Raw genomic sequence first — 23,466 nt, 5'->3', positions numbered from 1 at the left:
GTGCGCGCGGTGGTTCGGCTCAGCCCGCCGGCGCGGGGGCCCAGGGTGGCGCGGCCTGGCGCGGCCTAGTGGGCGAGCACGACGGCGATCAGGGCCAGGGCGCCGGGGAGGGCCTGGACGAGCAGGATGCGGCGGCTGGCGGTCGCGGCGCCGTACAGGCCGGCGACGATCACGCACGCGAGGAAGAAGACGCGCATCGCGAAGCCGACCGGGTCGTCGGCGACGATGCCGTAGACCAGGCCGGCGGCGAGGAAGCCGTTGTACAGGCCCTGGTTCGCGGCCAGGGCCTTGCTGGACTCGGCGAACTCGGCCGTGGTGCCGAACGCCGCCCGCGTGCGCGGGGCCGTCCACAGGAACATCTCCAGCACCAGGAAGTAGGCGTGGAGCGCGGCGACGAGGCCGACGAGGACCAGAGCGGCGATGTTCACGCCGGACACCCTACCGGTCGGTATCCGCCCGTTCGCCGTGCGCCGGGGGCCGGTCCGCGGACCGGCCGCCGGCCACCGGTCAGTTCTTCGTGACCCGCACGACGACGTTGGAGTCGGTGACGCTCTGCACGGCGATGGTGAAGCCCTGGGCCTCGGCGCTGCCGTCGACGGGGACGCTGACCGTGGTGCCGCCGACGTCGACCTTCACGTTGCCGTTGTCCACGCTGATCAGCTTGACCTTGATGCCGAGGACCTTGGACTCGGCGTCCACGCCGCGGTCGAAGGTGACTGTGCACGCGCTGGTCGAGCACGTCACGTTGTCGGAGCTGCACGCCGTCAGCGCGCCCAGCCCGATGGCCAGCGCGGCGGCGACCGTGGCGAGGCGGCGGGTCAAGGTCATCATGACTCGGCAGTGTAGCCAACCCATGCTCGTGACCGATGAGTCTCGCCCGCTCCGTTCGTACACCCTCCGGAAACGCCGAACGAGGAGGATGTCGCATGTCGCAGGAGAGGGCCGCGGTCGTGGCGGAGCGGTCGGAGCTGGCGGAGGTGTTCGGGGCGCTGACCCCGGCGCAATGGGACGCGCCGTCACTGTGCGCCGGATGGCGGGTCCGGGAGGTGGTGGCGCACACCACGATGCCGTTCCGGATGGGGCTGGGCGGGTTCGTGTGGGAGATGGTGCGCTCCGGCGGCCGGTTCAACGCGATGTCGGACCGGGTCGCCCGGCGGGACGCCGCCCGGATGCCGGCCGAGGCGCTGCTGCGGTCGCTGCGGGACAACGTCGAGCACCCGTGGGCGCCGCCGGGCGGGGGCGCGACCGGGGCGCTGTCGCACGAGATCATCCACGGCCTCGACAGCACGGTCGCGCTCGGGCTCGACCGGCGGGTGCCGCTCGACCGGCTCCGGCTGGTCCTGGACGCGATGCGGCCGCGCAACGTCGAATACTTCGGCGTGGACCTGAGCGGCGTCACGCTGGAGGCCACGGATCTCGATTGGCGGTTCGGCGGCGGCGGTACGCCGCTGCGAGGCCTCGCGCAGGACCTGCTCCTCGTCGTCTGCGGGCGGCGGTTGCCTCCGGGTCATCTGTCGGGCGAGCCGGCCGCCCGGTTCACGTCGGCCGGCTGATCGAACAGCGCGAGCTCCTCGGCCGTCGGTGCCTCGAACAGCGGCACGCAGGTGTCGAGGAGCTCGTGGTCCGCGGCCGCGACGGCGTGCGCCAGGTGTTCACCGACAACACCGCGTTCCACCGGGCCGACGGGCTCTTCGACCTGCCGCCCGGCCGGCCGTGGTCAGGCATGTTCGACGCGGTCATCACCGCCAACGGCGCCGAGCACACCCGCCGGCGGAAGCTCCTGATGCCGGCCGTGCACCGCACCGCGATGGCGCACTACCGGGAGGTGTTCGCCGACACGTTCGCGCGGTCCCGGTTCGCCGCGCCGGGCGGGGACCCGTTCGACCTCAAGCAGGAGTGCCTGCGCATCTCCAAGACGAACCTCATGCGCTGCCTGCTGGGCTTCGACGAGGCCGCGTCCCTGGGCCCCTTCGCCGACCGCATCGTCACGCTCGGCACCACCGCCGCCGACCCGCGGGTGCTGCTCTTCCGGCGGGATCTGCCCTGGTCGCCGTACGGGCGGTGGCTGCGCCGGGTCGCCGGCGCCTACGACGAGCTCGCCGCGCTGATCGCCGGTCGCCGCGCCGCCGACCCGCGCCCGGACGCGCTGTCGATCCTCTACCACGCCGTCGACGAGGACGGCGACCGGCTCAGCACCGAGGAGATCGCGGGGAGCTGCACGGGTTCTTCGCGGCGGGCTTCGAGACGACGGCGATGACGCTGAGCCTCGCGCTCGTCACGCTGCTCGGCAGCCCCGACCCCGCCGCCGGCCCGGTCGAGGTGACCACCGAGGACGACCTGGCGGCAGTACTGAAGGAGTCGCAGCGGCTGCTGCCCGCCGTGCCGATCACCCTGCCCCGGCGGGTGACGACGACCGTGGAGATCGCGGGCTCGCCGCCGGTGCCGAAGGGGGCGCTGCTCTTCATGGCACCGCTGCTCGAGCACCGCGATCCGCTCGTGTACCCGTCACCGCAGGCCTTCCGGCCGCAGCGCCGGAGCGCGGGGGAGCCGGCGCCCCGGCAGTAAGAGTTCATCCCGTTCGGCCTCGGCCCGCGCCGCTGCCTGGGCGCCGAGTTCGCCGACCTGCAGGTCCGCACGACGCTGTCGCTGATGCTGGAGCGCGGGCTGCCCGGCCTGGTGCGCCCGCGCGTCGACTACGGCATGGTCAACGGCGTCACCGCAGGCCCGCAACGCCCCGTCCCCGTCCACGTCGACCGTCCCAGGTGGACGGTCCTCACCGGCTCGGTCACGGCGGTGTGGAAGCCCGCCGCCTGAGGCTGTGCCCTGCCGTTGCCGTTGCCGTGCCGTCGTGGCGTCGTGGCGTTGTGGCGTTGCGGCGTTGCGGCGTCATGGCGTTGCGGGGACCGGTGCGCTGTGGCTCGGGCGCTGCTGGGACTTCGCGCGGCGGCGGCGGATCGCCCACTCCGCCACGGCCAGGTTGATGACCCAGCCGGCGCCCATCAGGAACGCCCGCGCGGACGGCCCGGGCTCGCCGACGAACAGGAACCAGGGCGCGTGGGTGATCGCCTGCGTGCCCGCGCCGAGACCGATCGCGTAGCCACGCGTCACCCAGGCGCTGTGCGTGGGGATGTCGCGGCGCCGGGCGGCGGCGAACCCGAGCCCGAGCGCCACCGCCATCACCGTGCCGAACAGCAGGCGCTCCAGCATCACCAGCGTGCCGTCGGCGGGCGGCAGGTCGTACATCACCGACATCCACAGACCGGTGAGCGCCGCGACGATGCCCAGCGGGATCAGCAGCCGCCCCGCCACCCGATGCCAGCCGGCCCGCCTGCGGCGCAGCCCGGGGGAGAACTGGAACGCGCCGAGCAGCAGGAACACGCTGGCACTGATGATGTGCAGCACGACCGGCAGCGGCTGGTCGAAGAAGCGGGCGTTGTCAGGTGTACGCGTCCCGCCGCCGCCCAGTTCGACGAGACGGATGGTGCCGGCGGCCATCGGCACGAAGCTGAGCGCGATCAGCCCGGTCGGGACGAGCCAGGTGGCTTTGGTCATGCGTCGATGGTGAACGCCACCCCCGCCGCCACTCATCGCCACTTGGACCTACGGCGGACCGTGCTTAAGTACTACCCGCCTCGTCTCGTAGGCCCAGATGGCGATCTCGACCCGGTTCCTGACCCCGAGCTTCGCCATCAGACTGGCCACGTGCGTCTTCACCGTGCTGAGCGTGATCCCCAGCTCCGCGGCGATCTCGGCGTTGCTCCGCCCCCCGGCAACCTTCGCGAGCACCTGCTCCTCCCGCTCGGTGAGCGCCTCGACCGGCTGCGGCGGACTGGGCACCGGCCCCGCCCCGGCGAACGCCCGCAACAACCTGGCGGTGATCACCGGCGCGATGAGCGCCTCCCCGTTCGCCGCGGCGTGCACGGCCTGCGCCAGCAGCGCCGGCCCGGCATCCTTGAGCAGGAACCCCCGCGCCCCCGCCCGCAGCGCCGCGTACACGTACTCGTCCAGGTCGAACGTGGTGATGACGACCACCGCGAGCGGATCCTCGACCCCCGGCCCGGCCAACGCCCGCGTCGCCTCGATCCCGTCGACCCCCGGCATGCGAATGTCGAACAGGCAGACGTCAGGCCGCACCTGCCGCGCCAGCTCAACCGCCCGATGCCCGTTCGCTGCAACCCCGACGACCTCAATCCCCGGCTGCGCATTGAGAATCATGCTCAACCCGGTCCGCACGATCTCCTGATCGTCGGCCACCACCACCCGGACGCTCACCCCACCACCCCAGACCGTCGCACCTCAACGCCAGAACGCGACCCCTCGGACCACGCTGTCTCGGAACGGGAGCGCCCCGAGGACTCCTCCGTGTGCGCCGCGTCGGATGCCGGCTCCCGGTCCGATGCCAGGGCCTTCGTAGCGGTGCAGGCGGGCTGATGCGGGCCGGTTCCCTCGGTGCACGGCGACCCGACCTGCGACGGCAACGTGTCCGGAATCTCGGAGACCGGCCGCCGGAAGCCGGACGCCTCGGCGCCCAACTTCTCGAAACGCGGGGGATCGGCGCTCGGCCGCTCGAGGTGCAGGGGCTCGACGCGCGGCGTCTCGGGGCGCGGGGGATCGGAGCGAGGTTCCTCGGAGGACGGGGGAGCCGTGGGCAAGTGCTCGGCCGGCGGTGTCTTGGTCGACGGGGTCGGTCCTGGCGACGGTGCCGGTCCGAGTGGCTGTGGCGCTTCGGGTGAGCGTGTGGTCCCGGGCCCGGGCCGTCCGGGTCGGGACGGGGCAGTCGCCCCTGAGCGTGGCAGGACGGCGGTCACGGTCCAGCCGCGTCCGGTGCCGTCGCGGTGGGTCGGGCCGGCCTCGCAGGTGCCGCCGAGGAGGGTGGCGCGTTCGGTCATGCCGATGAGGCCGTACCCGTGGGCGGTGGCCGGCCGGGCCGAGCCTGAGTCGCCGTCGTCGGTGACCCGCAGCCGCACCGACGTGTCGTCGGCGTGGACCCGCACCTCGATCCTGGTCGCATGCCGGGCGTGCCGCCTGGCGTTGGTGACCGACTCCTGGGCCAGGCGGTAGATGGCCGCACCCACCGGCGCCGGGATGCCGTCGAGGTCGCCGGAGAGCTCGACGTCCACGCGAGGCCCGGTCCGCGCCTTGCCGGTCCGCGCTCCGTCCGCCTGCGGGTCGCCGATCCGAGCCCAAGAGGCCGGAGTGCCATCGGTCCGAGTGTCGCCGCTTCGGGTGCTGACTGTCCGCGTGTCGTGGGTCCGGGGGTCGTACGTCTGCGGGTTACCGCTCCGCGCGCCGTCGACCCGCGTGCTGCCGGTTCGTGGGTCGCCGGTCTGTGGGTCGCCGGTCTGTGGGTCGCCGGTCTGTGGGTCGCCGGTCTGTGGGTCGCCGGTCTGTGGGTCGCTGGTTCGGGGGTCGCTGATCCGAAGGTTGTCGGCTCGTGCGTCGTCGGGCGGTGAGTTGTCGCACCGTGCGCCGTCGGTCTGTGTCTCGCTGGTCTGTGTGCCTTCTGCCCGCGTGCCGTCGAGTGGGGTCTCGCCGGCGTGGGCCTGGTCGGTCTGTGTGCTGTCGGTTCGGGGGTCGCTGGTGTGCGGGTTGCTGGTTTGAGGGGTGCTGACTCGAAGGTCGTTGGCTCGTGCGTCGTCGGGCGGCGAGTGGTCGCTCCGTGCGCCGTCGGTCTGTGTCTCGCTGGTCCGTGTGCCTTCTGCCCACATGCCGTCGGCCCGGGCTTTGTCGTCTCGGGCCTCGTTGGCCGGGGTTTCGTTGGCAGGGGTCTCGTTGGCAGGGGATTCGGCGGCAGGGGTTTTGGTGGGCTGGGTGTTGTCGGTCCGTGTGGTGGCGGGCTGTGTGGTGGCGGGCTGCGCATTGGTGGGCACGGTTGCCGGGTCGGCGAGGTACGCCAGGTCGGCGAAGGACGGGGTCGGGGACAGCTCGGGCGGGTCGGCCGGGCCGGCGTGGCGCAGGAGGCGGACCATGGCGCGCATCTCCGTCAGGGCCTGCGACGCCTCGGCCTCGATGAGGTGCAGGGCGGAGAGCGCGGCGTCAGGGTCCGTGGCAGCGGTGGCGATGCCGGCCTGGGCGCGGATGGCCATTGCCGAGACGTGGTGGGCGACGGTGTCGTGCAGGTCGCGGGCCAGGCGCTCGCGTTCGAGGAGGCGGATGCGGTCGATCTCGCGGCGGCGGGCGCCGGCACGATACCGCAGCGCCAGGCCCAGCGCGAGACAGCTGGACAGCACGGCCAGCCCCGCGACGGTGTCGCTCGGCTTGACCCGCACGAGCTGGTCCAACACGCCGGCCTTCACGGCGATGACCGCCGTGCCGAGCACGATTTCGCGGCCGGAGCCCCAGCGCGTCAGCGCGTACACCAGAAGGAGCACCGCAACGGCGGCGCCATTGTCCATGGCATGGCCCGCCAGCAGCGGCAGCAGGCCGGTCGCGCCGAACGCCACCGCGACCGCCGCCAACGGCTGACGCCGGCGCCAGGGCACCACCGCCACGACTCCGGCCAGGACGACCAGGACGGAGAGCACGCGCATCGGCAGGTCGGGGCGGAGCAGCCCCTCCAGCACGGCAAGCGGGCCGAACACGCCGACGAGCGCCCAGTCGCGCCACACCCGCCGGGGCGCGTCTGGGGCGCGCGGCTCGTCCCAGACCACGCGCATGGCGTCGACCATCCGTCTCACCCTTGGAATCGTATGAGAGCCGGCGCTCCCGCAGAACGGTCCAAAGACTGAGCCCTACACCACCTTCAGTCCTAGGACCACGAAGTCGCGGCCCAGCGGGCCGTCGCGGCGATCGCCGGACGGCTGCCAGCCGCGCCGCAGGTAGAAGGCCTTGGCGCGGTCGTTGCCGTCCCAGACCTCCAGCTGACCCTCGGTGATCCCGGCCTCGCGCCAGGCCGCGACGCCGGCGTCGTGCAGGGCGCTGCCGGCGCCGCGGAGCCAGTGCGCGGGGTCGACGTACAGGCCGACGAGCCGCGCCGGCGGTCCCAATGACACGAAACCGAAAGGCCCGTGGGCGCCGTCGACGCACAGCACGAGGCGATCCGTTGCCTGGATGCTGATGGTGTACGCGTCCCGCAACTCCCTCGTGTCGTCAGGGATCTCCAGGTCGCCGTAGTACGTGCGGCGGGCCACCTGATGGATCGTGACGAGGGCGTCGACGTCCTCGGTGCGCGCTGTGCGGACCTCCATCGTGGCGATGATGCCACAGTCCGGGTTTGGCGGCCGCCCCGGCCGGAAACTGGTTCAGTATGACCAGCAGGCATGACGTCCCGCGCGTCGACGAGACCGTGGACATCGACATCATCCGTGACGAAGCGGAGCGGATCGCGGTGCCCGACTTCGACTACATCGGGCAGCCCATCGACGCGATCGTGGATGGGCTCACCGGGCACGGCCACGACAAGGACCAGGACTCCGAGGACACCACGGCCGACTAGGTCTGCCCGCGGGGAGACCTGATCAGGAGCGTGGCGACCACCTCGTCCGGGCCGACGGTGCCGTACACGTGCGGCACATCGGCGGCCCACGCGATGTGCTCGCCCGGCCCCGCGATCAATGGTGCGCTGGTGGGGCCCGCCCGCAGTACACCCTCCGACACCGTGACGTGCTCGGTCACGCCCGGCGCGTGGGGTGGTGACTGCTGCACGACGCCTGGGCGCACCCGCATGCGCAGCAGCTCGAACGTCACCCCCGGCTCGTCGAACACCTCCAGCAGCGTCGCCGTGACCGCGGACCCCCGGACGGGTTCGCCGTGCTGCTCCCGCACCAGCGCCGTCAGCGGTACGCCCAGCGCACCCGCCACCGCGTAGAGCGTCTCCAGCGTGGGGTTCCTGGTCCCGTGCTCCAGCCCGGACAGCGTGGCCTTGCCGATGCCGGCGGCCCGCGCCAGCTCCGACAGCGACATCCCCCGCGCGGCCCGCAGCTCCCGCAGCCGGTCACCGAGACTTGTCTCCACGCAGCTATGGTGCCATTCTCTTCAAGTCGTTCCGTATACGGAACGCGAAACGGAGGGTGGTCATGCGGCGGTTCGATTCGGCACAGCCGATCCTGGCGGGGCTGGTGAGCGCCGTGGTCGGGTACGCGAGCTCGTTCACCGTCGTGCTCGCCGGCCTGCGCGCCGTCGGCGCCACCCCCGCGCAGGCCGCGTCCGGGCTGCTCGCGCTGTGCGCCGGCATCGCCGCGACCGCCGTCTTCCTCGCGCTGCGGTTCCGCATGCCGATCAGCATCGCCTGGTCCACCCCCGGCGCCGCGCTGCTCGTCGCCACCGGCCACGTGCAGGGCGGCTGGCCCGCGGCTGTCGGCGCGTTCCTCGTCTGCGCCGCGCTCATCGTCGTCGCGGGCCTGTCGCCGTGGCTCGGCCGGGCGATCGCCGCGATCCCGCGTCCGATCGCCGGCGCCATGCTCGCGGGCGTCATCCTCAGCCTCTGTACCGCTCCCGTCCGCGCCGTCGTCGACGTGCCCGCGCTCGCCATCCCGGTGGTGCTCGCCTGGGCGGTGCTGACCCGCTTCGCCCGCCAGTGGGCCGTCCCGGGCGCGCTGCTGGCCGCCGTCGTCGCGATCGCCGTCCGCGGCGTCCACCTCACCGGCGTCTCGATCGCCCCCGCCGCGGTGCTCACGGTGCCGACGTTCAACCTGCCGGCCCTGATCAGCATCGCCGTCCCGCTGTTCCTGGTGACCATGGCCGCCCAGAACGTCCCCGGCATGGCCGTCATGGCCACGTACGGCTACACCCCACCCCTCCGCGGCGTCCTCGTCACCACCGGCTTGGCGAGCGCCTTCGCCGCCCCGTTCGGCGGCCACGCCCTCAACCTGGCGGCGATCACCGCGGCCCTCACCGCCGGCCCCGACACCCACCCCGACCCCCGCCGGCGCTGGGTCGCCACGGCCGCCCTCGGCGCCGGGCAGCTCACCCTCGGCCTCGGCGCGGGTCTGGCGATGGCGCTCGTACTGCTCTCGCCGCCGGTCCTGGTCATCGCCGTCGCCGGCCTGGCCCTGCTGTCCGCCCTCGGCGCCTCTCTGGCCAGCGCGGTCACCGACCCGTCGGGCCGCGAGGCCGCGGTGGTCACCTTTGTCGTGACAGCGTCAGGCACCACGATCCTGAACATCGGCCCCGCCTTCTGGGGCCTCGTGGCGGGCGGTTTGACGGCGCTGCTCCTGTACCGCCGGACCAGGCCCTTCTCGCCTCCGGACCCGACCCCGCCTTCTCCCGCCGCGACAGAACTGCCGTCGCCCACCGCTGCAGGTCCGGCAGCATCCCGGTGACGACGGTCCGCTGCCAGCGGCGACAGGGCCGGTGACTGCGCGACATCCACCTCGTATGGGGCGATTCGGGGCATTGACCAATGTCTGTGGTGGTGAGTGGTTGTGGGCCTCGCCTGCGGGTTGGGCGCCCCGCGGTTGGTGATGGCCCTGGGCAGCAGCTGGGTCGGTGGCTGCTTGGTGGCGGCCCGCTGTTGGTGGTGGCCCGCGGTCGGTGGCGGCGGGCCGGTGGTGGCCCGCTCTCGGTGGTGGCGGGGCCGGCGGCTGCGCGGCATCGGTCTTGGAACGGGGCGTTTCGGGGCATTGATCGACGTCTTCCAGCTCCACGCCTTTTCAGCCGGCAGCCCTGTCCGCGTGGCTGGGTGGAGCCCTGGGTTCGCCTGTGGGCTGGTCGTCCTGTGGCTTGCAATGGCTTGGGCGGTGGTGAGGTCGGGTGGCCGGCGGTGGTGGGGTTGGTGGCTGGGCGACATCCGCCTTGGAACGGGGTGTATCGGGGCATTGATCGACGTCTGCATGGTGCGTGGGCGCGGGATCCGGCTGCGCACAGGGTGCTCGCAGTCCGAAGCGGCTTCGGACTTCGTTGGCGGACCGTCGGTGTTGGGGCTGCCTGGCGGCGTGCTGTCGGTGACGGCGGCATCGTCTGGCTGCTGGGCCAGGCAGCGGCCCCGGTGGAAGCTGATCTCCACGCGCTGCCCCTGGAAGACGGCGGTGTGTGGGCACCTGGCCGTGGTGGCCGCCGACCGGTGGAGCGCCGGCCTTGAGGATGCTGACCAGGCGGGCCGGGAGTGGGAGCCGGGCGGGAAGGTCTCCGGTCATCGGCGCCAGTCGCTGCTCCATGATCCCGTGTGGTAGCCGGAGCTACCAGAACCGCACGGGATCACTCGGGAGCCACCTGGAGCCAGTCGCAGGTGTGGGCCGGGGTGCTGGTGTGCAGATGAAACAGAGGGCACCCAGACGCGGCGGCCACCCAACACGGCGGTCAGCCCCAGACGCGGCGGCCGCCCAAGGCGGGGACCGGCCCGGACGCGGAGGTGTGAGTTGCCGCCCGGCACAGAGCGGCTTGGAGCGCCGGGCCGGAGGGTGCGACCCGCGCTCAGTGGGACCGGCGGGCCGGCGGGTCGGTCGTCGGATCGGGTCAGTCCAGGTACCAGGTGTGCATGGCCGCGCCGAGGGGGGTGTGGTGGGCGGCCAGCACCGCGGCTGCGGCCAGGCCGATCGTGAGCAGCCAGCCTCGCTGCCACCGGCTCAGGGTGCGGGACCACAGGCCGAGGGCGACGGCCGTCGTGCCGAGGAGGGCGGCGCCATAGCCCGGGTCGGCGTCGAAGACGGGCAGGCCGCCGACCGTCACGGCGAGCAGGGCGGCCGCGGCGAGGGACAGGCCGGCGACGGCGAGCCAGAGGCGCCGCAGGCCGACGCCCACGGCGGCACCGGCCAGGCCGATCGAGGCGGCGAGGAGCCAGCCGCCGGCAAGGGCGACATAGGCGCCGAAGGTCAGCGCCAGGATCAGCGGGAGCAGGACGACGAACAGCGCGCCGGAGGGCCAGAGGCTCTTCGGGTCGACGGGGCCGCCGCCGGCGGCGATGCGGCCGGGGATGTCGAACAGGAAGTAGCGCAGCGGCACCATGAGCAGCCAGGACAGCACGGGCCAGCCGAGGCCGGCGAGCAGCGTGCGGGCCAGCGCGTCCGAGGGGAAGGTCGCGGCGGCGGCGACCGGGCCGCGGGAGAGGCCGGCGCGGTGTGCGGCGGCGCGCAGCGCCGGGAGCGTGCGGGCCGCGCCGAACAGGTAGCGCCAGCGGCCGGCCGGCAGGGTCATGAGGTCCGCGGTCCACTCGGCGCGCTGGCGGTCGCGGAACGCGGCGGGCAGCAGCAGTGTGAGCGTCGCGACGGCGAGCCGCACGCCGGTGGTGAGAGCGGCCGGGGCCGCGCCGGTCACCACGCCAGGCGCCCGACGCGCGGGGCGGACCGCTTGGCGAGGGCCGCCCGGGCGGCGGTCACGCCTGCCGCGGTCAGCAGGTAATAGCGCCGGCGGGGGCGGCCGGCGGCGTGCACGTCGATCTCCTCCTCGCGGCTGGACAGTCAGCCCGCGCCCTCGAAGGCGACCAGGATCGGGTAGATCGTGCCCGGCTCGAGCCCCGCCTCCGTGGCCAGGTCGAGCCCGTAGCGCTCGCGCGCCGGGTCGTCGAGCAGTGCCCGCAGCACGAGCAGCCGCGGCGTCGTCATGCGCAAACCGGCCATGTCCGTACTCTATATAGCTACTGCCAGTTCTGCATAGGGTTGAAAAACTGCAAACACCGTTCGCATAATTGAACATGAGAGAAGCGAAGGTCACCTCAGGGGACGGTGCGAAGGTCACCGTGTATTCGACCGGCACCGGGCCGGGGATCGTGATCCTGCACGGCGGGGGCGTCGCCGTCCGGGACTACCAACGGCTGGCCGCCGCGCTCGCGGACAGGTTCACCGTGCACCTGTACAACCGGCGCGGCCGGGTTGACTCGGCGCCGCTGACCGGCACGGAGACGGTGGAGACGGACCTCGCCGACCTCGGTGCGGTCCTCGAGCACACCGGTGCGCGCAGCGTCTTCGGGCACAGCGGCGGCGGGTTCACCGCGCTCCGGGCGGGTCTCACCCTCCCATTGGAGCGGATCGCGGTGTACGACCCCGGCCTGCACTTCGGCGGCCGCCCCTCGGCGGAGTTCCTCGACGAGTTCGAGCGGCTCGTGCGGCAGGGTGACCACGCACGGGCGATGACGGTGATGGCCAGGGCCACCTACCCGGACGACTTCGGCGCCAAGGTGCCGTTCCCGGTCGCCAAGGCCATGACCAGCCTGTTCCTGCGCACGAGCATCGGCAAGCGGTTCGTCGAGCTCATGCCGACGATGCCGCCGGAGATCCGCCGCATCCATGACCACAGCGGCAAGGCGGAGGACTACGCGGGCGTCAGCGCGGAGCTCCTGCTCGCCGCGGGTGCCCGCAGCCCCCGGTACTTCATGGAGAACTGCCAGGCCGTCGCCGACGCCGCCCCGAGGGGGAGGGCGATGCTCATCCCCGGCGCGTCGCACAACTCGGCCAACGTCGCCCGGCCGGCGTTCGTGCGGCCGTTCGCCGAGTTCTTCGCGGCCGGATCTTTCAAACGGGCATGAAAAAGGCCGCCCCGGGCAACCGGGGCGGCCTTCCCGATCAGGACGTCAGTGCACGATCACCGGCGTCGCGGCACCGGCCGCCGCGTCGTCGCCGGCCGCCTTCGGCTCCTTCTTGCGCGGCAGGAAGGCGATCGGGATGAACGTCAACAGGACCAGCGCGAAGCCGACCCAGAACGTCGTGGCGAACGAGTCCGCGACGAAGTCCAGGCCCTTCTCGAACAGCGGCGGCGGCACCTGCGCCTTGATCTGGTCGGAGTGCTGCGCCGCGATGGCCAGCTGGGCCTCGGTGACCGGCGGGGTGGAGCCCGGCACCAGGTCCGACTCGTTGAGCTGCCTGGTCAGGATCACCGACATGACGGCGCCGCCGATGGAGCCGCCGATCTGCTGGAGGATGTTGACCAGCGTGGAGCCGCGGGCGACCTCGGCGTGGCCGAGCGTCTTGAGCGCCGACGTCATGATCGGCATCATCGTGCCGCCCATGCCGAGGCCCATGACGAACAGCGAGCCGCACAGCAGCCAGTACGACGTGTCGGCGGTGACCTGCGTGAACGTGAAGAAGCCGGCGGCGATGAGCGCCATCGCGAACGGCACCGTCCGGCCGACCGGGACCTTGTCGGCGAGCATGCCGGCGATCGGCATGGTGAGCATCGCGCCGATGCCCTGCGGCGCCATCAGCAGACCGGCGTGCAGCGTGGACTCGCCGCCGACCTGCAGGAAGTAGCTCGGGAACAGCAGGCCGGCGCCCATGAACGCGATGATGAACACGAACAGGGTGATCGTCGCGATCGTCAGCTTGCGGTTGCGGAACAGCCGCAGGTCCAGCAGCGGGTGCGCCGGTTTGAAGGAGTAGAAGACGAAGCTGATGACGAGCAGCCCGCCGATGAGCATCGGCAGCCACACCTTCGTCGCGGAGAACGTGCCGGCCTCCGGCCACGACGACACGCCGAACAGGAACAGCGCGAGGCCCGGGGACAGCATCAGCATGCCGAGGAAGTCGAAGGACTCCGACGGGTGCGCCTCGTCCTTCGGCAGCGCGAGCGCGGCGTAGACCAGCGCGATGGCGCCGATCGGCAGGTTGATGAGGAAGATCCAGTGCCAGCTGTAGTCGTCGATGAGCCAGCCGCCGAGGATCGGGCCGGTGATCGGGCCGAGCAGCATCGGGATGCCGAGGATCGCCATGAGACGGCCGATCCGCTCCGGGCCGGCGGCCCGGGTCAGCATCGTCATGCCCAGCGGCATGAGCATGCCGCCACCGAGACCCTGCACGACCCGCCAGCCGATGAGCTGGCCGATGGAGTCGGCGGTGGCGCACAGGCCAGAGCCGATCGTGAAGAGGGCGAGAGCGACCATGTACAGCCGCTTCGTGCCGAACCGGTCCGCCGCCCAGCCGGTGAGGGGGATGACGGTTGCCAGCGCGAGGGTGTAACCGGTCATCGTCCAGGCGACGGTCGCGTACGACGCGTTGAATTCGGTCTGGAAGGTCGGCAGCGCCACGCTGACGACAGTGATGTCGAGAATCGACATGATCGCACCGAGGACCACGACCCCCGCGATCTTCAGCACCGCAGCATCGATCTTGGTCGATGCCGTGGCCGTTGGATTCGTCACAAAACCCCTCCTGATCGAGGTCACCGTCCGTAAAAAGGCCGGTGACCAGCCTACGCGGCTTGATTACTAGTCGAGCACACGTTCGATTCCGGCCTATTACAGGGGTTGTGGCTACGCCAGCCGACGCAGGTCCAGCACGTGCCAGGCGGCCGGATCGGGGCTCCCGGTGGACCACCAGACCAGGCCGGCCTTGGTCGTCACCACGCCGACGTCCCGCGCGAGCACGGTCGTCCGGCCCGTCGTCAGGTCGTATGCGAGCAGCCGCAACGAGTCGCCCTCGACCCCGGTCAGCAGCTCGAAGCGGTCCAGCAGGCCGACGTCGACGCCGACGGCGTTCAGGTCACCCGCGACCCGGCGCCGCCCGCCGCCGTCGGCGCGCATGACGTCGACGAGGTTGCGCCCGCTCGCGGTCTCCTGGATCGCGCGGCACCACTCCGGCGTGCACAGCATCGTCTCCGCCGCGGTCGCCGGCACGGATCGCCGCTGCCCGTCGGCCCTGTTCAGCAGCGTCGCCGCGCCCGGGTCGACGCTGACGAGCCAGGGCCAGGAGCTCCACCTGTACCGGCCGTCGATGACCTCCGTGCTGACGGCGCCACCGGTGACGGCGACCGACCGCACCTCCGTCTTCGGCGCGTCGTCGGGCGTGGCGGCCACCCAGTGCACCCGCTCCTCGGCGACGACCAGGTCGTACTGTGAGTCGAAGAACACAATCCCGCCCGTGTCGGCGGTCAGCGCGACCGGTGCCCCTCCGGCCAGAGGCGCGCGCCACAGCCGCGTCTCGTAGGGCCCCGCGGCGGTCGCGGCCGACTCCGCCCAGTAGAGGACCCCGTCGGCGGCGGTGAGGCCCAGCCACTGCGGGAACAGGTCCTTCGGCACGCTGCGCAGCTCCCGTACCGTGGCAGCCTCCCGAAACACGAGCCGCTCGGCCTTACCGTCGGCGGACGGGGCGGTCCCGACGGAGGCGCCGGTCTCCAGATAGAGCAGCGGCGTGTAGATCACCCCGTCGGCGAGCTTCGCGGGCATCACCCCCGGCTCCAGCGTCGCCGTGACCGTCCCCGCACCCGACGGCGCGACCGAGGGCGGCGTGTCCCGCGACGTGGGGGAGAACAGCAGCCACCCGCCGACGACGAGCGCGGCGGCGAGGGCGATCAGCGGTCGGGCCCGTCTCACGGGGCTCAACCATACGCAAGCGACCCGCGTGGTGAGAGTTTCACACTCCGAAGGGGTTTGACCTGGGGTGGGACACCCGCTTCGTTGACCCGGGACAGTGAGCGCTCACACCATGCGGCCCATGCGAACCAAGCTGAGAGGGCTCATTGCCGGGCTGGCGGGGGCGGTGACGGTCGTCGCCGTCGGCGTCGCCGTGCAGACCGCCACCAGCCCCGCGCAGGCCGCGGCCGCGGACCCGTACGCGCTCAAGAACGTCCAGATCGAGGGCGGCGGCTTCGTGCCGGGCATCATCTTCAACCAGAAGCAGCAGAATCTGGTGTACGCCCGGACGGACATCGGCGGGGCGTACCGCCTCGACCCCGCCACGAACCGCTGGATCCCCCTGCTGGACTGGGTCGGCCAGGACAACTGGGGCTACAACGGCGTCGTCAGCCTCGCCACCGACGAGGTCGACCCGAACAAGGTGTACGTGGCCGCCGGCATGTACACCAACAGCTGGGACCCCAACAACGGCGCGGTCCTGCGCTCCTCCGACAAGGGCGCCACCTGGCAGACCTCGGCCCTGCCGTTCAAGCTCGGCGGCAACATGCCCGGCCGCGGCATGGGGGAGCGGCTGGCGATCGACCCGAACAAGAACTCGATCCTGTACCTCGGCGCCCCCAGCGGCAACGGGCTGTGGCGCAGCACCGACTCCGGCGTCACCTGGGCGAAGGTGACCGCGTTCCCCAACCCGGGCAACTACGCACAGGACCCGAGCGACCCCAACGGGTACCTGACCGACAACCAGGGCATCACCTGGGTGACGTTCGACAAGCGCTCCGGCACTCTTGGTAATGCGACGCAGACCATCTATGTGGGGGTCGCCGACAAGCAGAACACGGTGTACCGCACCACGAACGGTGGCACCACTTGGGAGCGCGTCGCGGGGCAGCCGACCGGGTACCTGTCGCACAAGGGCGTCCTGGACACCGCCGGCGGCTATCTGTACATCGCGACCAGCGACACCGGCGGCCCGTACGACGGCGGCAAGGGTGACGTCTGGAAGTACAACACCGCGACCGGCGCCTGGACGCAGATCAGCCCCGTGCCGAGCAGCAGCAGCGACGACTACTTCGGTTACAGCGGCCTCACCATCGACCGCCAGCACCCCGGCACCATCATGGTCGCCACGCAGATCTCGTGGTGGCCGGACGTCATCTTCTTCCGCAGCACCGACGGCGGCGCGACCTGGACCCGGATCTGGGACTTCACCAGCTACCCCAACCGGAGCTTCCGGTACAAGATGGACGTCAGCCGCTCGCCGTGGCTCTCCCTCGGGGCCAACCCGCAGCCCCCCGAGGTGACGCCGAAGCTCGGCTGGATGACCGAGTCGATGGAGATCGACCCCTTCAACTCCAACCGGTTCATGTACGGCACCGGCGCCACCGTGTACGGCAGCACCGACCTCACCACCTGGGACACCGGCGGCCAGATCACGATCAAGCCCATGGCCGCGGGCCTGGAGGAGACCGCGGTGCTGGACCTCATCAGCCCGCCGACCGGCGCGCCGCTCATCTCCGGCCTCGGCGACATCGGCGGCTTCCGGCACACGAACCTCGACGCCGTGCCCGCGATGATGTTCCAGTCGCCGTACTTCACCAGCACCACCAGCCTCGACTACGCCGAGCTCAACCCGAGCGTCATGGTCCGCGCCGGCAACTTCGCCGACAGTGACCGCCCCAACGACAGCCACGCCGCGTTCTCCACCGACGGCGGCGCGAACTGGTTCCAGGGCAGCGAGCCGGGCGGCATCAACGAGGGCGGCACCATCGCCGCCGCGGCCGACGGGTCCAGGTTCGTCTGGGCGCCGAAGAACTCCGCTCCCGTCTACTCGGTCGGCTTCGGCAACACGTGGACTTCTATCAATGGACTTCCGCAGAATGCCGTTGTCGAGTCCGACCGGGTGCTTCCGGGCACCTTCTACGGTTTCAGCGGCGGTACGTTCTACCGCAGCACCAACGGTGGCGCCACGTTCACGGCGGCCGCCAGTGGCCTGCCCGCCACGGCGTCGTTCAAGGCGGTCCCGGGCGTGGCCGGCGAGATCTGGCTGGCCGGTGGCACCTCCGGGCTCTTCCGGTCGACCGACGGTGGCGTCTCGTTCGCCAAGGTCGCGTCGGTACAGGCGGCGAACGCCGTCGGGTTCGGCAAGGGCGCACCGGGCCGCCCGAACGTGGCCGTGTTCGCCGTGGCGCAGGTCGACGGCAAGAAGGGCGTCTACCGCTCCGACGACTCCGCCGCCTCCTGGCTGCGGATCAACGACGACCAGCACCAGTACGGCAACATCGGCGACACCATCACCGGCGACCCGCGCATCTACGGCCGGGTGTACCTCGGCACGAACGGCCGCGGCATCATCTACGGCGACCGCACCGGCGCCCCGCCGACGTCGTTCTCCGCGTCGCCGTCCGCCTCGCAGTCCCGCTCCGCGTCGCCGTCGGTCTCGGTGTCGCCGTCGCGGTCCGTGTCCCCGTCGGCATCGGCGTCGCAGTCACCGTCCTCGTCGGCCGCCTGCACCGTCGCATACTCCGTCGCCGGCCAGTGGGGCGGCAACTTCCAGGGCGCCGTGAAGATCACCAACCGCTCCGCCACCCCGGTGAACGGCTGGACCCTGAAGTGGACCTACGCCAACGGCCAGGTCATCAACCAGATCTGGGGCGGCGTCTACACCCAGAGCGGCGCGAACGTCACCATCACCCCCGCCGACTACACGAAGACGATCGCCGCCAACGGCGGCAGCGTCGACTTCGGCTTCATCGCCTCCTGGAACAACACCACCAACGCCAAACCGACCGCGTTCACCCTCAACGGCACGACCTGCGCCGTCGGGTAGCGGAGTGACGCTGTAGGCGGCGGCGGGGCTGCCGCCGCCTACAGCAGATCTCGCAGGCTCTGCAGCTCGCGTTCGACCCAGCCCTCGGCCGTCGACTCCGTGCCCCGCAACTCCACCTTGTCCCGCAGGTGCCACGCGATGTTGCGCACCAGCTCCACCACCCGCAGCGCCCGCACGTCGCCGGTCGTCCGCCGTCGCGAGGCGTACCCGGCCTCGAACGCCGGCCAGTGCCCGCTCGCATACGCCCCGGTCAGGTCCGCCCCTCGCGGCCCCACGGCGGCAAGGTCGAAGTCGTGCCACAGCATCCTGCCGTCATCGGTCAGGTGCACGTTGTCCAGGCTGGCGTCCCCGTGCCGCACCCCGACGTCGCCGATGCCGTCCAGCAGCGGCCTGACCCGCTCCGCGATCTCGTGCACCATGGGGTCGCCGATGTACGACAACGCGTCGTCCAGCGTGCGGACCGGATCGTACGTCCTGGCCGGATGCGTGCTGCCGAACCCGTCCGCCGCCTCGTGGAACCGGGCGAGCGCCGCGCCGTACCGGAAGAACAACTCCCCGGACCACGGCGGCCGCGGCTTGCCACCCCGCATCCACACCGTGACGGTGAACTGCCGCACCCCCTCAGGCGCCTCGATCTCCCCGACAAGCGTCCCGTCCTCCATCGGAACGGGCACCGCCTCGGTGACCCCCGCCGCCGCAAGGTGCACCGCGAGATCCTGCTCCCACGCGACATGCGCCTTCCCGGCGGCGTACACCTTGCACGCATAGACCAGGCCGCCCTCGACGTCCACCCGGTACACGTCGTTGACCAGCGACCTGACCAGCTCGCACCCCGTCACCCGCAACCCACAGCGCCCTCCGACCACCAGCGCCACACTCTCCGCCGCCGCCAACGACCGCACCCACCGCACCGCAGCCTCCATACCCCCATTCTCTGCCCCACCCCGAGCGGCGCCTGGCGTGAGCACCGGACGAGCCGCCTCCCCGCCGCCGTGATCCACGGACGAATCCGGCCGCGCAAACGACCAACCCCGTCCATGGATCACGGCGCTGGGTTGACGCCACCGGCGTGGAGGTCCTCGGATCAGACGGGCCGCGGGGAATTACGTGCACATATGGGGTGATTCGGTCCTGCTGGCGGGGAGGGGTTGCCTGCACTGCCCGAACTGGCATTAGCGGTGGAGGGCTCGCTGCACCGTGGGGACCCGCGGCGCCCGCACGCGGGGCGTGGCCAGTCCATCTTGGGGGTATCGCGGCCGGTCCGTTTCGGCGTGTCAGGGCCAGCCGGCCACAGCCCACTACGCCGCTGCTCTGGGCACGCCTGGTCGAGCGTGATCCAGATCGGCGCGACCAGATCGGCGCGACTGAACCGGTCACCGCGCCAGACCGGGCGCGATGCCGGGTTGTGCACGGTGCCTGGCTGTACGGTGCCGGCCGGGTGCGACTGGGTCGGGGCTGTGTGTGAGCGCCGGGCGGGTGTGTGGTCGGAGCGGATGCGTGGTCAGAGCTGGTGAATCGGACGCCGTGCCAGGCCGGGTGCCGCGTCAGGCCGGGCGCGATGTCGGGTTGTGTGCGGTGTCGGCCGGGTGCGACTGAGTCGGGGCTGTGCGTGAGCGCCGGGCGGGTGTGGTCGGAGCGGGTGTGTGGTCAGAGCCGGTGAACCGGGTGCCGTGCCAGGCCGGGTGCCGCGCCAGGCCGGGCACCGTGCCAGGACCGGGTGTCGTGCCAGGACCGGGTGCCGTGCCAGGCCGGGTGCCGTGCCAGGCCGGGCACCGTGCCAGGACCGGGTGCCGTGCCAGGACGGGGCGCGGTGCCGGGTTGTGTGCGGTGGCGGGCTGGGTGCGGTGCCGGCTGGGTGCGACTGAGGCGGGGGCGTGGGTGAGCGCTGGGCGGGTGTGTGGTCGGAGCGGGCGTGTGGTCAGAGCCGGCGCAGCGCCGGGCCGAGGGGGAGAGGCCCTCGGACCGGCGCGCGGCGGGCTCGGGTCAGACGAGGCGGCGGATGTCGCCGTGGGCACGGTAGAAGCCGCCGCGGGAGGCTTCGCGGATCTCGGGGACGACGTAGCGGGCGTGGGCCTCGCGGATGCCCTTGGGGAACTGGACCTGCCAGTCCTGGTGGTAGCCGGGGGAGACGACGCGGATGCGCAGGCGGCCGCCCTCCTCGAAGCACTCGACGATGATGCCGTCGCTGGGGTCGGTGGCGACCTCGACGGTGGTGGAGGGGGCGACGGCCTCCATGCGGGGGGCCTTGACGTCGACATACTCGGGGACGACGCCCTGCTCGGCGGCGCGGACGGCCTCCTCGCTGGCGTCGATGCAGGCCAGGGAGCCGTCGGTGGTGACGATGTAGAGCCGGTCGGCGTGATACTGCATCGAGTAGGCGCTGCCGCAGCCGGTGCCGAGCTTCCACAGGCGGGTGCCGTCGGCCGCGAAGCAATACACCGAGGAGCTGGAGTCGCCGGCGAAGACGTAGCGGCCGTCGGGGGCGGCGGCGCAGGAGTAGATGGTGTTGTCGCAGCGGTACGTGACGGCGGTCTGACCGCTCTTGGTGAAGGACAGGACCGAGTTGGACGACATGCCGGCGTAGAGGGTGTCGCGCTCCTGCCAGCCGAAGAGGACGGCGCCGCGGGTGGGCTGGTTCCACAGCTCCTTGCCGGTGCGCCAGTCATAGCTGGTGACGCCCTTGCTGTGGCCGTGGTGCACGGCGTTGTCGTCGCAGCGGACCATCCAGCCGCTGGAGCCGTTGCCCTGGCGGCGCCAGAGGAAGTCGTCCTCGTGGTCGATGCTGCAGATGCCGCCCTTGGCGTCGGCGACGCCGAGGACGCCGTCGTGGATGTCGAGCCAGTAGATGTCGATGTCGGGGGCGATGGAATAGGCCAGGCGCGGGACCTTGCCGGAGAGGTCATAGACGTTGCCGTCGTCGCAGCCGGCATAGAGCCAGTCGTCGTCGGCGACGATGCACTTCACCCCGTCGGGGAGCTGGAACTGGCGCTCGACCTGGGCGTCGTGGGTGAGGGTGGTGACGACGCCGGCCTCGTTGCCGACCATGCAGACGCGGTCGTCGACGAAGATGCCGAAGGCGGAGGAGCCCGACTTGTAACGCCACAGGAGCGGCGCGGTCTTCGCGGTGGAGCGGGCGCTGACGATGACGCGGCGGGAGACGGAACGCTTGGCGCGCTGGCCGGCGACGGCCGGGGCATAGCCCTTGCGGGTCTTCTCGCCGATCTTCTTCGCGGCCTCGGCGGTTGCCTTCGCGTGGTCGGGGTAGGTGGTGGTCTTCAAGGTGCCGGGGTCGCCGATGCGGCCATAGCGGATCGACATCTCGGCGCCGTCGACGGTCACCTCATAGAACTTGTGGGCGCTGCCGCTGTCCTCGGACAGCTCGAGATAGGTCGTCTGGGGCATCGGTCACGGCCTTTCAAAGTACGAACCAACGAGGGGGCGCCGACAGCGTAGCGACGACCACCGACAAAAATCGCAGGCGTGCTGCATCTGCGGGTCATCTCCCCACCGGACCGGACCGACGACGTCGTCCGGGTCATCGAGGCCGCCCCCGGCGCGACCAACCTGGTCGTGCTGCCCGGCGCGGCCCGCCAGCCCGACGGCGACCTGGTGCTCTGCGACGTCGTCCGGGAGGCCGGCAGCCCGGTGTTGTCGGCGCTGCGCAAGCTGAAGATCCACGAGACCGGTTCGATCGCGATCGACCAGGTCGAGGTGGCGTTGTCGCACGTGGCGGCCGTCGCGGCCGACGCCGCGCCCGGGCTGGCCGGCGACGCGGTCGTCTGGGACGAGATCGAGCAGAAGACGGGCGACGAGACGGAGCTGTCCGGCACGTACCTGCTGATGTTCGCCATCGCGGCGATCATCGCGGGCATCGGTGTGCTGTTCGACCAGCCGATTCTCATCGTCGGTGCGATGGTGGTCGGCCCCGAGTTCGGCCCTCTTGCCGCACTGTGCGTGGGAATTGTTCGAAAAAGGCCGATATTTGTGAAGAAATCCGCGCTCGCCCTGTCGGTCGGCTTCGTGACGGCGATGCTCGCGACGGTCGGCGCGACGTTCCTGCTCGACCTCGCCGGCCTGGTCAACCGGAGCATGCTGTTGCAGGAGCGGCCGATGACGGACTTCATCTGGCGCCCCGACGCCCTGTCCTGGGTGGTCGGCTTCCTCGCCGGCGTCGCCGGCATGCTGTCGCTGACGTCGTCGAAGGCCGGCCCGCTGATCGGCGTCCTCATCTCGGTGACGACCGTGCCGGCGGCCGCCAACGTCGCCGTCGCCATCGCGTACCGGGTGCCCGACGAAGCGCTCGGCTCGGCGGTGCAGCTGCTGCTCAACCTGGCGGCCATCATCACGGCGGGCCTGCTGACCCTGCTCGCCCAACGCTGGTTCTGGACCATGACGGCAAGGAAGGCGGCACGGCAGTGACGGACCTCAGAGAAGCCCTGGACCGGCTGTTGGAGCCAGTCCCGCCGAAGCGGCTCGCCGAGTCGGTGCAGCGCCTCATCGCCGACTACCGCAGCGGCCGCCCCGCCGACGAGCCGCTGATCCGCAACATGGTCGACGCCACCGCGTACGCCGCCTACCGGATGCCGGCCACCCACGCCGCCGTAGGTGCCGTGCTGGAGCAGCTCGGGGACAGCGTCGACCCGCGCAGCATCCTCGACGTCGGCGGCGGCTCGGGCGCCGCGACCTGGGCGGCCATCGAGCGGTTCCCGGGCATCCAGGAGATGACCGTCCTCGACCAGGTGCCGGAGGCGCTGAAGCTCGGCCAGCGCATGCTCCCGCGGGCCACGTGGCAGGAGTGGCACCTCGGCGAGCCGTTGTCCACTGTGGACATGGTGCTGGTGTCGTACGTGCTGGGCGAGCTGACCGAGGACGCCCAGCGCGACCTCGTCGAAGCCGCTGGCGCGGCGGCGGAGCAGGCGGTGGTCATCGTGGAGCCGGGCACCCCGCTGGGGTACCGGCGAATCCTCGAGGCGAGAGACCGCCTCATCGCGGGTGGCTGGACCGTGGCCGCGCCCTGCCCGCACCAGCAGGCGTGCGGGATGACGGGCAAGGACTGGTGCCACTTCACCGCCCGCATCAACCGCTCCGCGCTGCACCGCCGGCTCAAGTCCGCCGAGCTCGGCTACGAGGACGAGAAGTTCTCCTACGTGGCCGTCACGAAAGACGTGGCGGCCACGAACGATCAAGGGCGGGTGGTGCGGCACCCCGCGTTCCGCAAAGGGCTGGTCACGCTGCAGGTCTGCAACCCGGACACCACGGTCGGCCCGACGCTCGTCTCCAAGCGGGAGGGTCCGCGGTACAAGCAGGCCCGGGACGCTCAATGGGGCGACGAATGGCCCCAGCCATCGGAGTGACCGCCGCGGCGGCCGACGACGAGCGGGCCCGGCCGATCGTGGTGATCGGCCGGGCCCGTCGTTCAGGC

The 23,466-nt window shown here is 71.8% G+C and carries 22 protein-coding genes and 1 pseudogene; 10 read left to right on the top strand and 13 right to left on the bottom strand.

Annotation, left to right across the window (positions count from 1 at the left end; genetic code table 11):
• Positions 1–65 precede the first annotated feature (65 nt).
• Complete coding sequence (locus ACQEVZ_RS53185) at positions 66–428, bottom strand: DUF1304 domain-containing protein (protein ID WP_344498292.1); 363 nt, start codon at positions 426–428, stop codon at positions 66–68.
• A gap of 79 nt (positions 429–507) precedes the next feature.
• Positions 508–831: a hypothetical protein gene (locus ACQEVZ_RS53180; RefSeq protein ID WP_344498294.1), complete on the bottom strand. Its 324-nt coding sequence runs from the start codon at positions 829–831 to the stop codon at positions 508–510.
• 95 nt (positions 832–926) lie between these two features.
• Here ACQEVZ_RS53180 and ACQEVZ_RS53175 point away from each other — a divergent pair, with 95 nt between their 5' ends.
• From ACQEVZ_RS53175 to ACQEVZ_RS53160, 4 genes and pseudogenes are all read left to right on the top strand, one after another.
• A complete protein-coding gene (locus ACQEVZ_RS53175; protein WP_433383344.1) occupies positions 927–1,553 on the top strand; it encodes a maleylpyruvate isomerase family mycothiol-dependent enzyme in 627 nt (208 codons plus the stop codon).
• A gap of 65 nt (positions 1,554–1,618) precedes the next feature.
• Positions 1,619–2,257: a hypothetical protein gene (locus ACQEVZ_RS53170; protein WP_433383342.1), complete on the top strand. Its 639-nt coding sequence runs from the start codon at positions 1,619–1,621 to the stop codon at positions 2,255–2,257.
• Positions 2,254–2,649 (top strand): annotated as a pseudogene (locus ACQEVZ_RS53165) (cytochrome P450); the annotation flags it as partial. The gene ACQEVZ_RS53170 and the pseudogene ACQEVZ_RS53165, both read left to right, overlap by 4 nt.
• The gene (locus ACQEVZ_RS53160) at positions 2,650–2,814 is read left to right on the top strand and encodes a hypothetical protein (RefSeq protein ID WP_433386242.1); all 165 of its coding nucleotides are present in this window, start codon (positions 2,650–2,652) and stop codon (positions 2,812–2,814) included.
• 72 nt (positions 2,815–2,886) lie between these two features.
• On the opposite strand, the gene ACQEVZ_RS53155 is transcribed toward ACQEVZ_RS53160, so the two are convergent.
• The 4 genes from ACQEVZ_RS53155 to ACQEVZ_RS53140 form a co-directional block, all read right to left on the bottom strand.
• Positions 2,887–3,552, bottom strand: a complete 666-nt coding sequence (locus tag ACQEVZ_RS53155) for a DUF2306 domain-containing protein (RefSeq protein WP_433383340.1) — start codon at positions 3,550–3,552, stop codon at positions 2,887–2,889.
• A 48-nt stretch (positions 3,553–3,600) separates the two neighbouring features.
• Positions 3,601–4,272, bottom strand: coding sequence for a response regulator (locus tag ACQEVZ_RS53150; protein WP_433383338.1), 672 nt, complete (start codon positions 4,270–4,272; stop codon positions 3,601–3,603).
• Positions 4,269–6,668 carry a histidine kinase gene (locus ACQEVZ_RS53145; protein WP_433386165.1) on the bottom strand — a complete coding sequence of 800 codons (2,400 nt, stop codon included), beginning with the start codon at positions 6,666–6,668 and terminating at the stop codon, positions 4,269–4,271. Before ACQEVZ_RS53145 ends, ACQEVZ_RS53150 begins: the two co-directional genes overlap by 4 nt.
• A gap of 63 nt (positions 6,669–6,731) precedes the next feature.
• Entirely contained in the window at positions 6,732–7,187 is a 456-nt protein-coding gene (locus tag ACQEVZ_RS53140; RefSeq protein ID WP_433383336.1) for an N-acetyltransferase family protein, read from the bottom strand.
• A 59-nt stretch (positions 7,188–7,246) separates the two neighbouring features.
• Here ACQEVZ_RS53140 and ACQEVZ_RS53135 point away from each other — a divergent pair, with 59 nt between their 5' ends.
• The gene (locus tag ACQEVZ_RS53135; protein ID WP_433383334.1) at positions 7,247–7,435 is read left to right on the top strand and encodes a hypothetical protein; all 189 of its coding nucleotides are present in this window, start codon (positions 7,247–7,249) and stop codon (positions 7,433–7,435) included.
• Here ACQEVZ_RS53135 and ACQEVZ_RS53130 read toward each other — a convergent pair.
• Complete coding sequence (locus ACQEVZ_RS53130) at positions 7,432–7,953, bottom strand: XRE family transcriptional regulator (RefSeq protein ID WP_344498313.1); 522 nt, start codon at positions 7,951–7,953, stop codon at positions 7,432–7,434. The genes ACQEVZ_RS53135 and ACQEVZ_RS53130 overlap by 4 nt on opposite strands.
• A 62-nt stretch (positions 7,954–8,015) precedes the next feature.
• Here ACQEVZ_RS53130 and ACQEVZ_RS53125 point away from each other — a divergent pair, with 62 nt between their 5' ends.
• Complete coding sequence (locus tag ACQEVZ_RS53125; protein WP_433383332.1) at positions 8,016–9,260, top strand: benzoate/H(+) symporter BenE family transporter; 1,245 nt, start codon at positions 8,016–8,018, stop codon at positions 9,258–9,260.
• Between the two features lie 1,132 nt (positions 9,261–10,392).
• On the opposite strand, the gene ACQEVZ_RS53120 is transcribed toward ACQEVZ_RS53125, so the two are convergent.
• Entirely contained in the window at positions 10,393–11,193 is an 801-nt protein-coding gene (locus ACQEVZ_RS53120; protein WP_433383330.1) for a hypothetical protein, read from the bottom strand.
• 140 nt (positions 11,194–11,333) lie between these two features.
• The gene (locus tag ACQEVZ_RS53115) at positions 11,334–11,492 is read right to left on the bottom strand and encodes a hypothetical protein (RefSeq protein ID WP_433383328.1); all 159 of its coding nucleotides are present in this window, start codon (positions 11,490–11,492) and stop codon (positions 11,334–11,336) included.
• A 74-nt stretch (positions 11,493–11,566) separates the two neighbouring features.
• Here ACQEVZ_RS53115 and ACQEVZ_RS53110 point away from each other — a divergent pair, with 74 nt between their 5' ends.
• On the top strand, positions 11,567–12,397 hold the full coding sequence (locus ACQEVZ_RS53110) for an alpha/beta fold hydrolase (protein ID WP_433383326.1): 831 nt from the start codon (positions 11,567–11,569) through the stop codon (positions 12,395–12,397).
• A 45-nt stretch (positions 12,398–12,442) separates the two neighbouring features.
• Here ACQEVZ_RS53110 and ACQEVZ_RS53105 read toward each other — a convergent pair whose 3' ends face one another.
• A complete protein-coding gene (locus ACQEVZ_RS53105) occupies positions 12,443–14,020 on the bottom strand; it encodes a DHA2 family efflux MFS transporter permease subunit (RefSeq protein ID WP_433386163.1) in 1,578 nt (525 codons plus the stop codon).
• Between the two features lie 96 nt (positions 14,021–14,116).
• The gene (locus tag ACQEVZ_RS53100; protein WP_433383324.1) at positions 14,117–15,175 is read right to left on the bottom strand and encodes a hypothetical protein; all 1,059 of its coding nucleotides are present in this window, start codon (positions 15,173–15,175) and stop codon (positions 14,117–14,119) included.
• A gap of 121 nt (positions 15,176–15,296) precedes the next feature.
• Between ACQEVZ_RS53100 and ACQEVZ_RS53095 the strand changes: the two genes are divergently transcribed.
• The gene (locus ACQEVZ_RS53095; protein WP_433383322.1) at positions 15,297–18,044 is read left to right on the top strand and encodes a cellulose binding domain-containing protein; all 2,748 of its coding nucleotides are present in this window, start codon (positions 15,297–15,299) and stop codon (positions 18,042–18,044) included.
• A 38-nt stretch (positions 18,045–18,082) separates the two neighbouring features.
• On the opposite strand, the gene ACQEVZ_RS53090 is transcribed toward ACQEVZ_RS53095, so the two are convergent.
• Positions 18,083–18,967: a phosphotransferase enzyme family protein gene (locus ACQEVZ_RS53090; protein WP_433383320.1), complete on the bottom strand. Its 885-nt coding sequence runs from the start codon at positions 18,965–18,967 to the stop codon at positions 18,083–18,085.
• Positions 18,968–20,027: 1,060 nt separating this feature from the next.
• Positions 20,028–21,446: a WGR domain-containing protein gene (locus ACQEVZ_RS53085; RefSeq protein WP_433383318.1), complete on the bottom strand. Its 1,419-nt coding sequence runs from the start codon at positions 21,444–21,446 to the stop codon at positions 20,028–20,030.
• Between the two features lie 78 nt (positions 21,447–21,524).
• Between ACQEVZ_RS53085 and ACQEVZ_RS53080 the strand changes: the two genes are divergently transcribed.
• Together ACQEVZ_RS53080 and ACQEVZ_RS53075 are read left to right on the top strand one after the other, a co-directional pair.
• Positions 21,525–22,463, top strand: a complete 939-nt coding sequence (locus ACQEVZ_RS53080; RefSeq protein WP_433383316.1) for a DUF389 domain-containing protein — start codon at positions 21,525–21,527, stop codon at positions 22,461–22,463.
• On the top strand, positions 22,460–23,398 hold the full coding sequence (locus ACQEVZ_RS53075; protein ID WP_433383314.1) for a small ribosomal subunit Rsm22 family protein: 939 nt from the start codon (positions 22,460–22,462) through the stop codon (positions 23,396–23,398). Before ACQEVZ_RS53080 ends, ACQEVZ_RS53075 begins: the two co-directional genes overlap by 4 nt.
• The last annotated feature ends 68 nt before the right edge of the window (positions 23,399–23,466 follow it).

Source organism: Dactylosporangium sp. CA-152071 (assembly GCF_050936335.1).
GTDB lineage: Bacteria > Actinomycetota > Actinomycetes > Mycobacteriales > Micromonosporaceae > Dactylosporangium > Dactylosporangium maewongense.
Note: the sequence above shows the minus strand (reverse complement) of the source record. Positions and strands in the feature narration are given on the sequence as shown.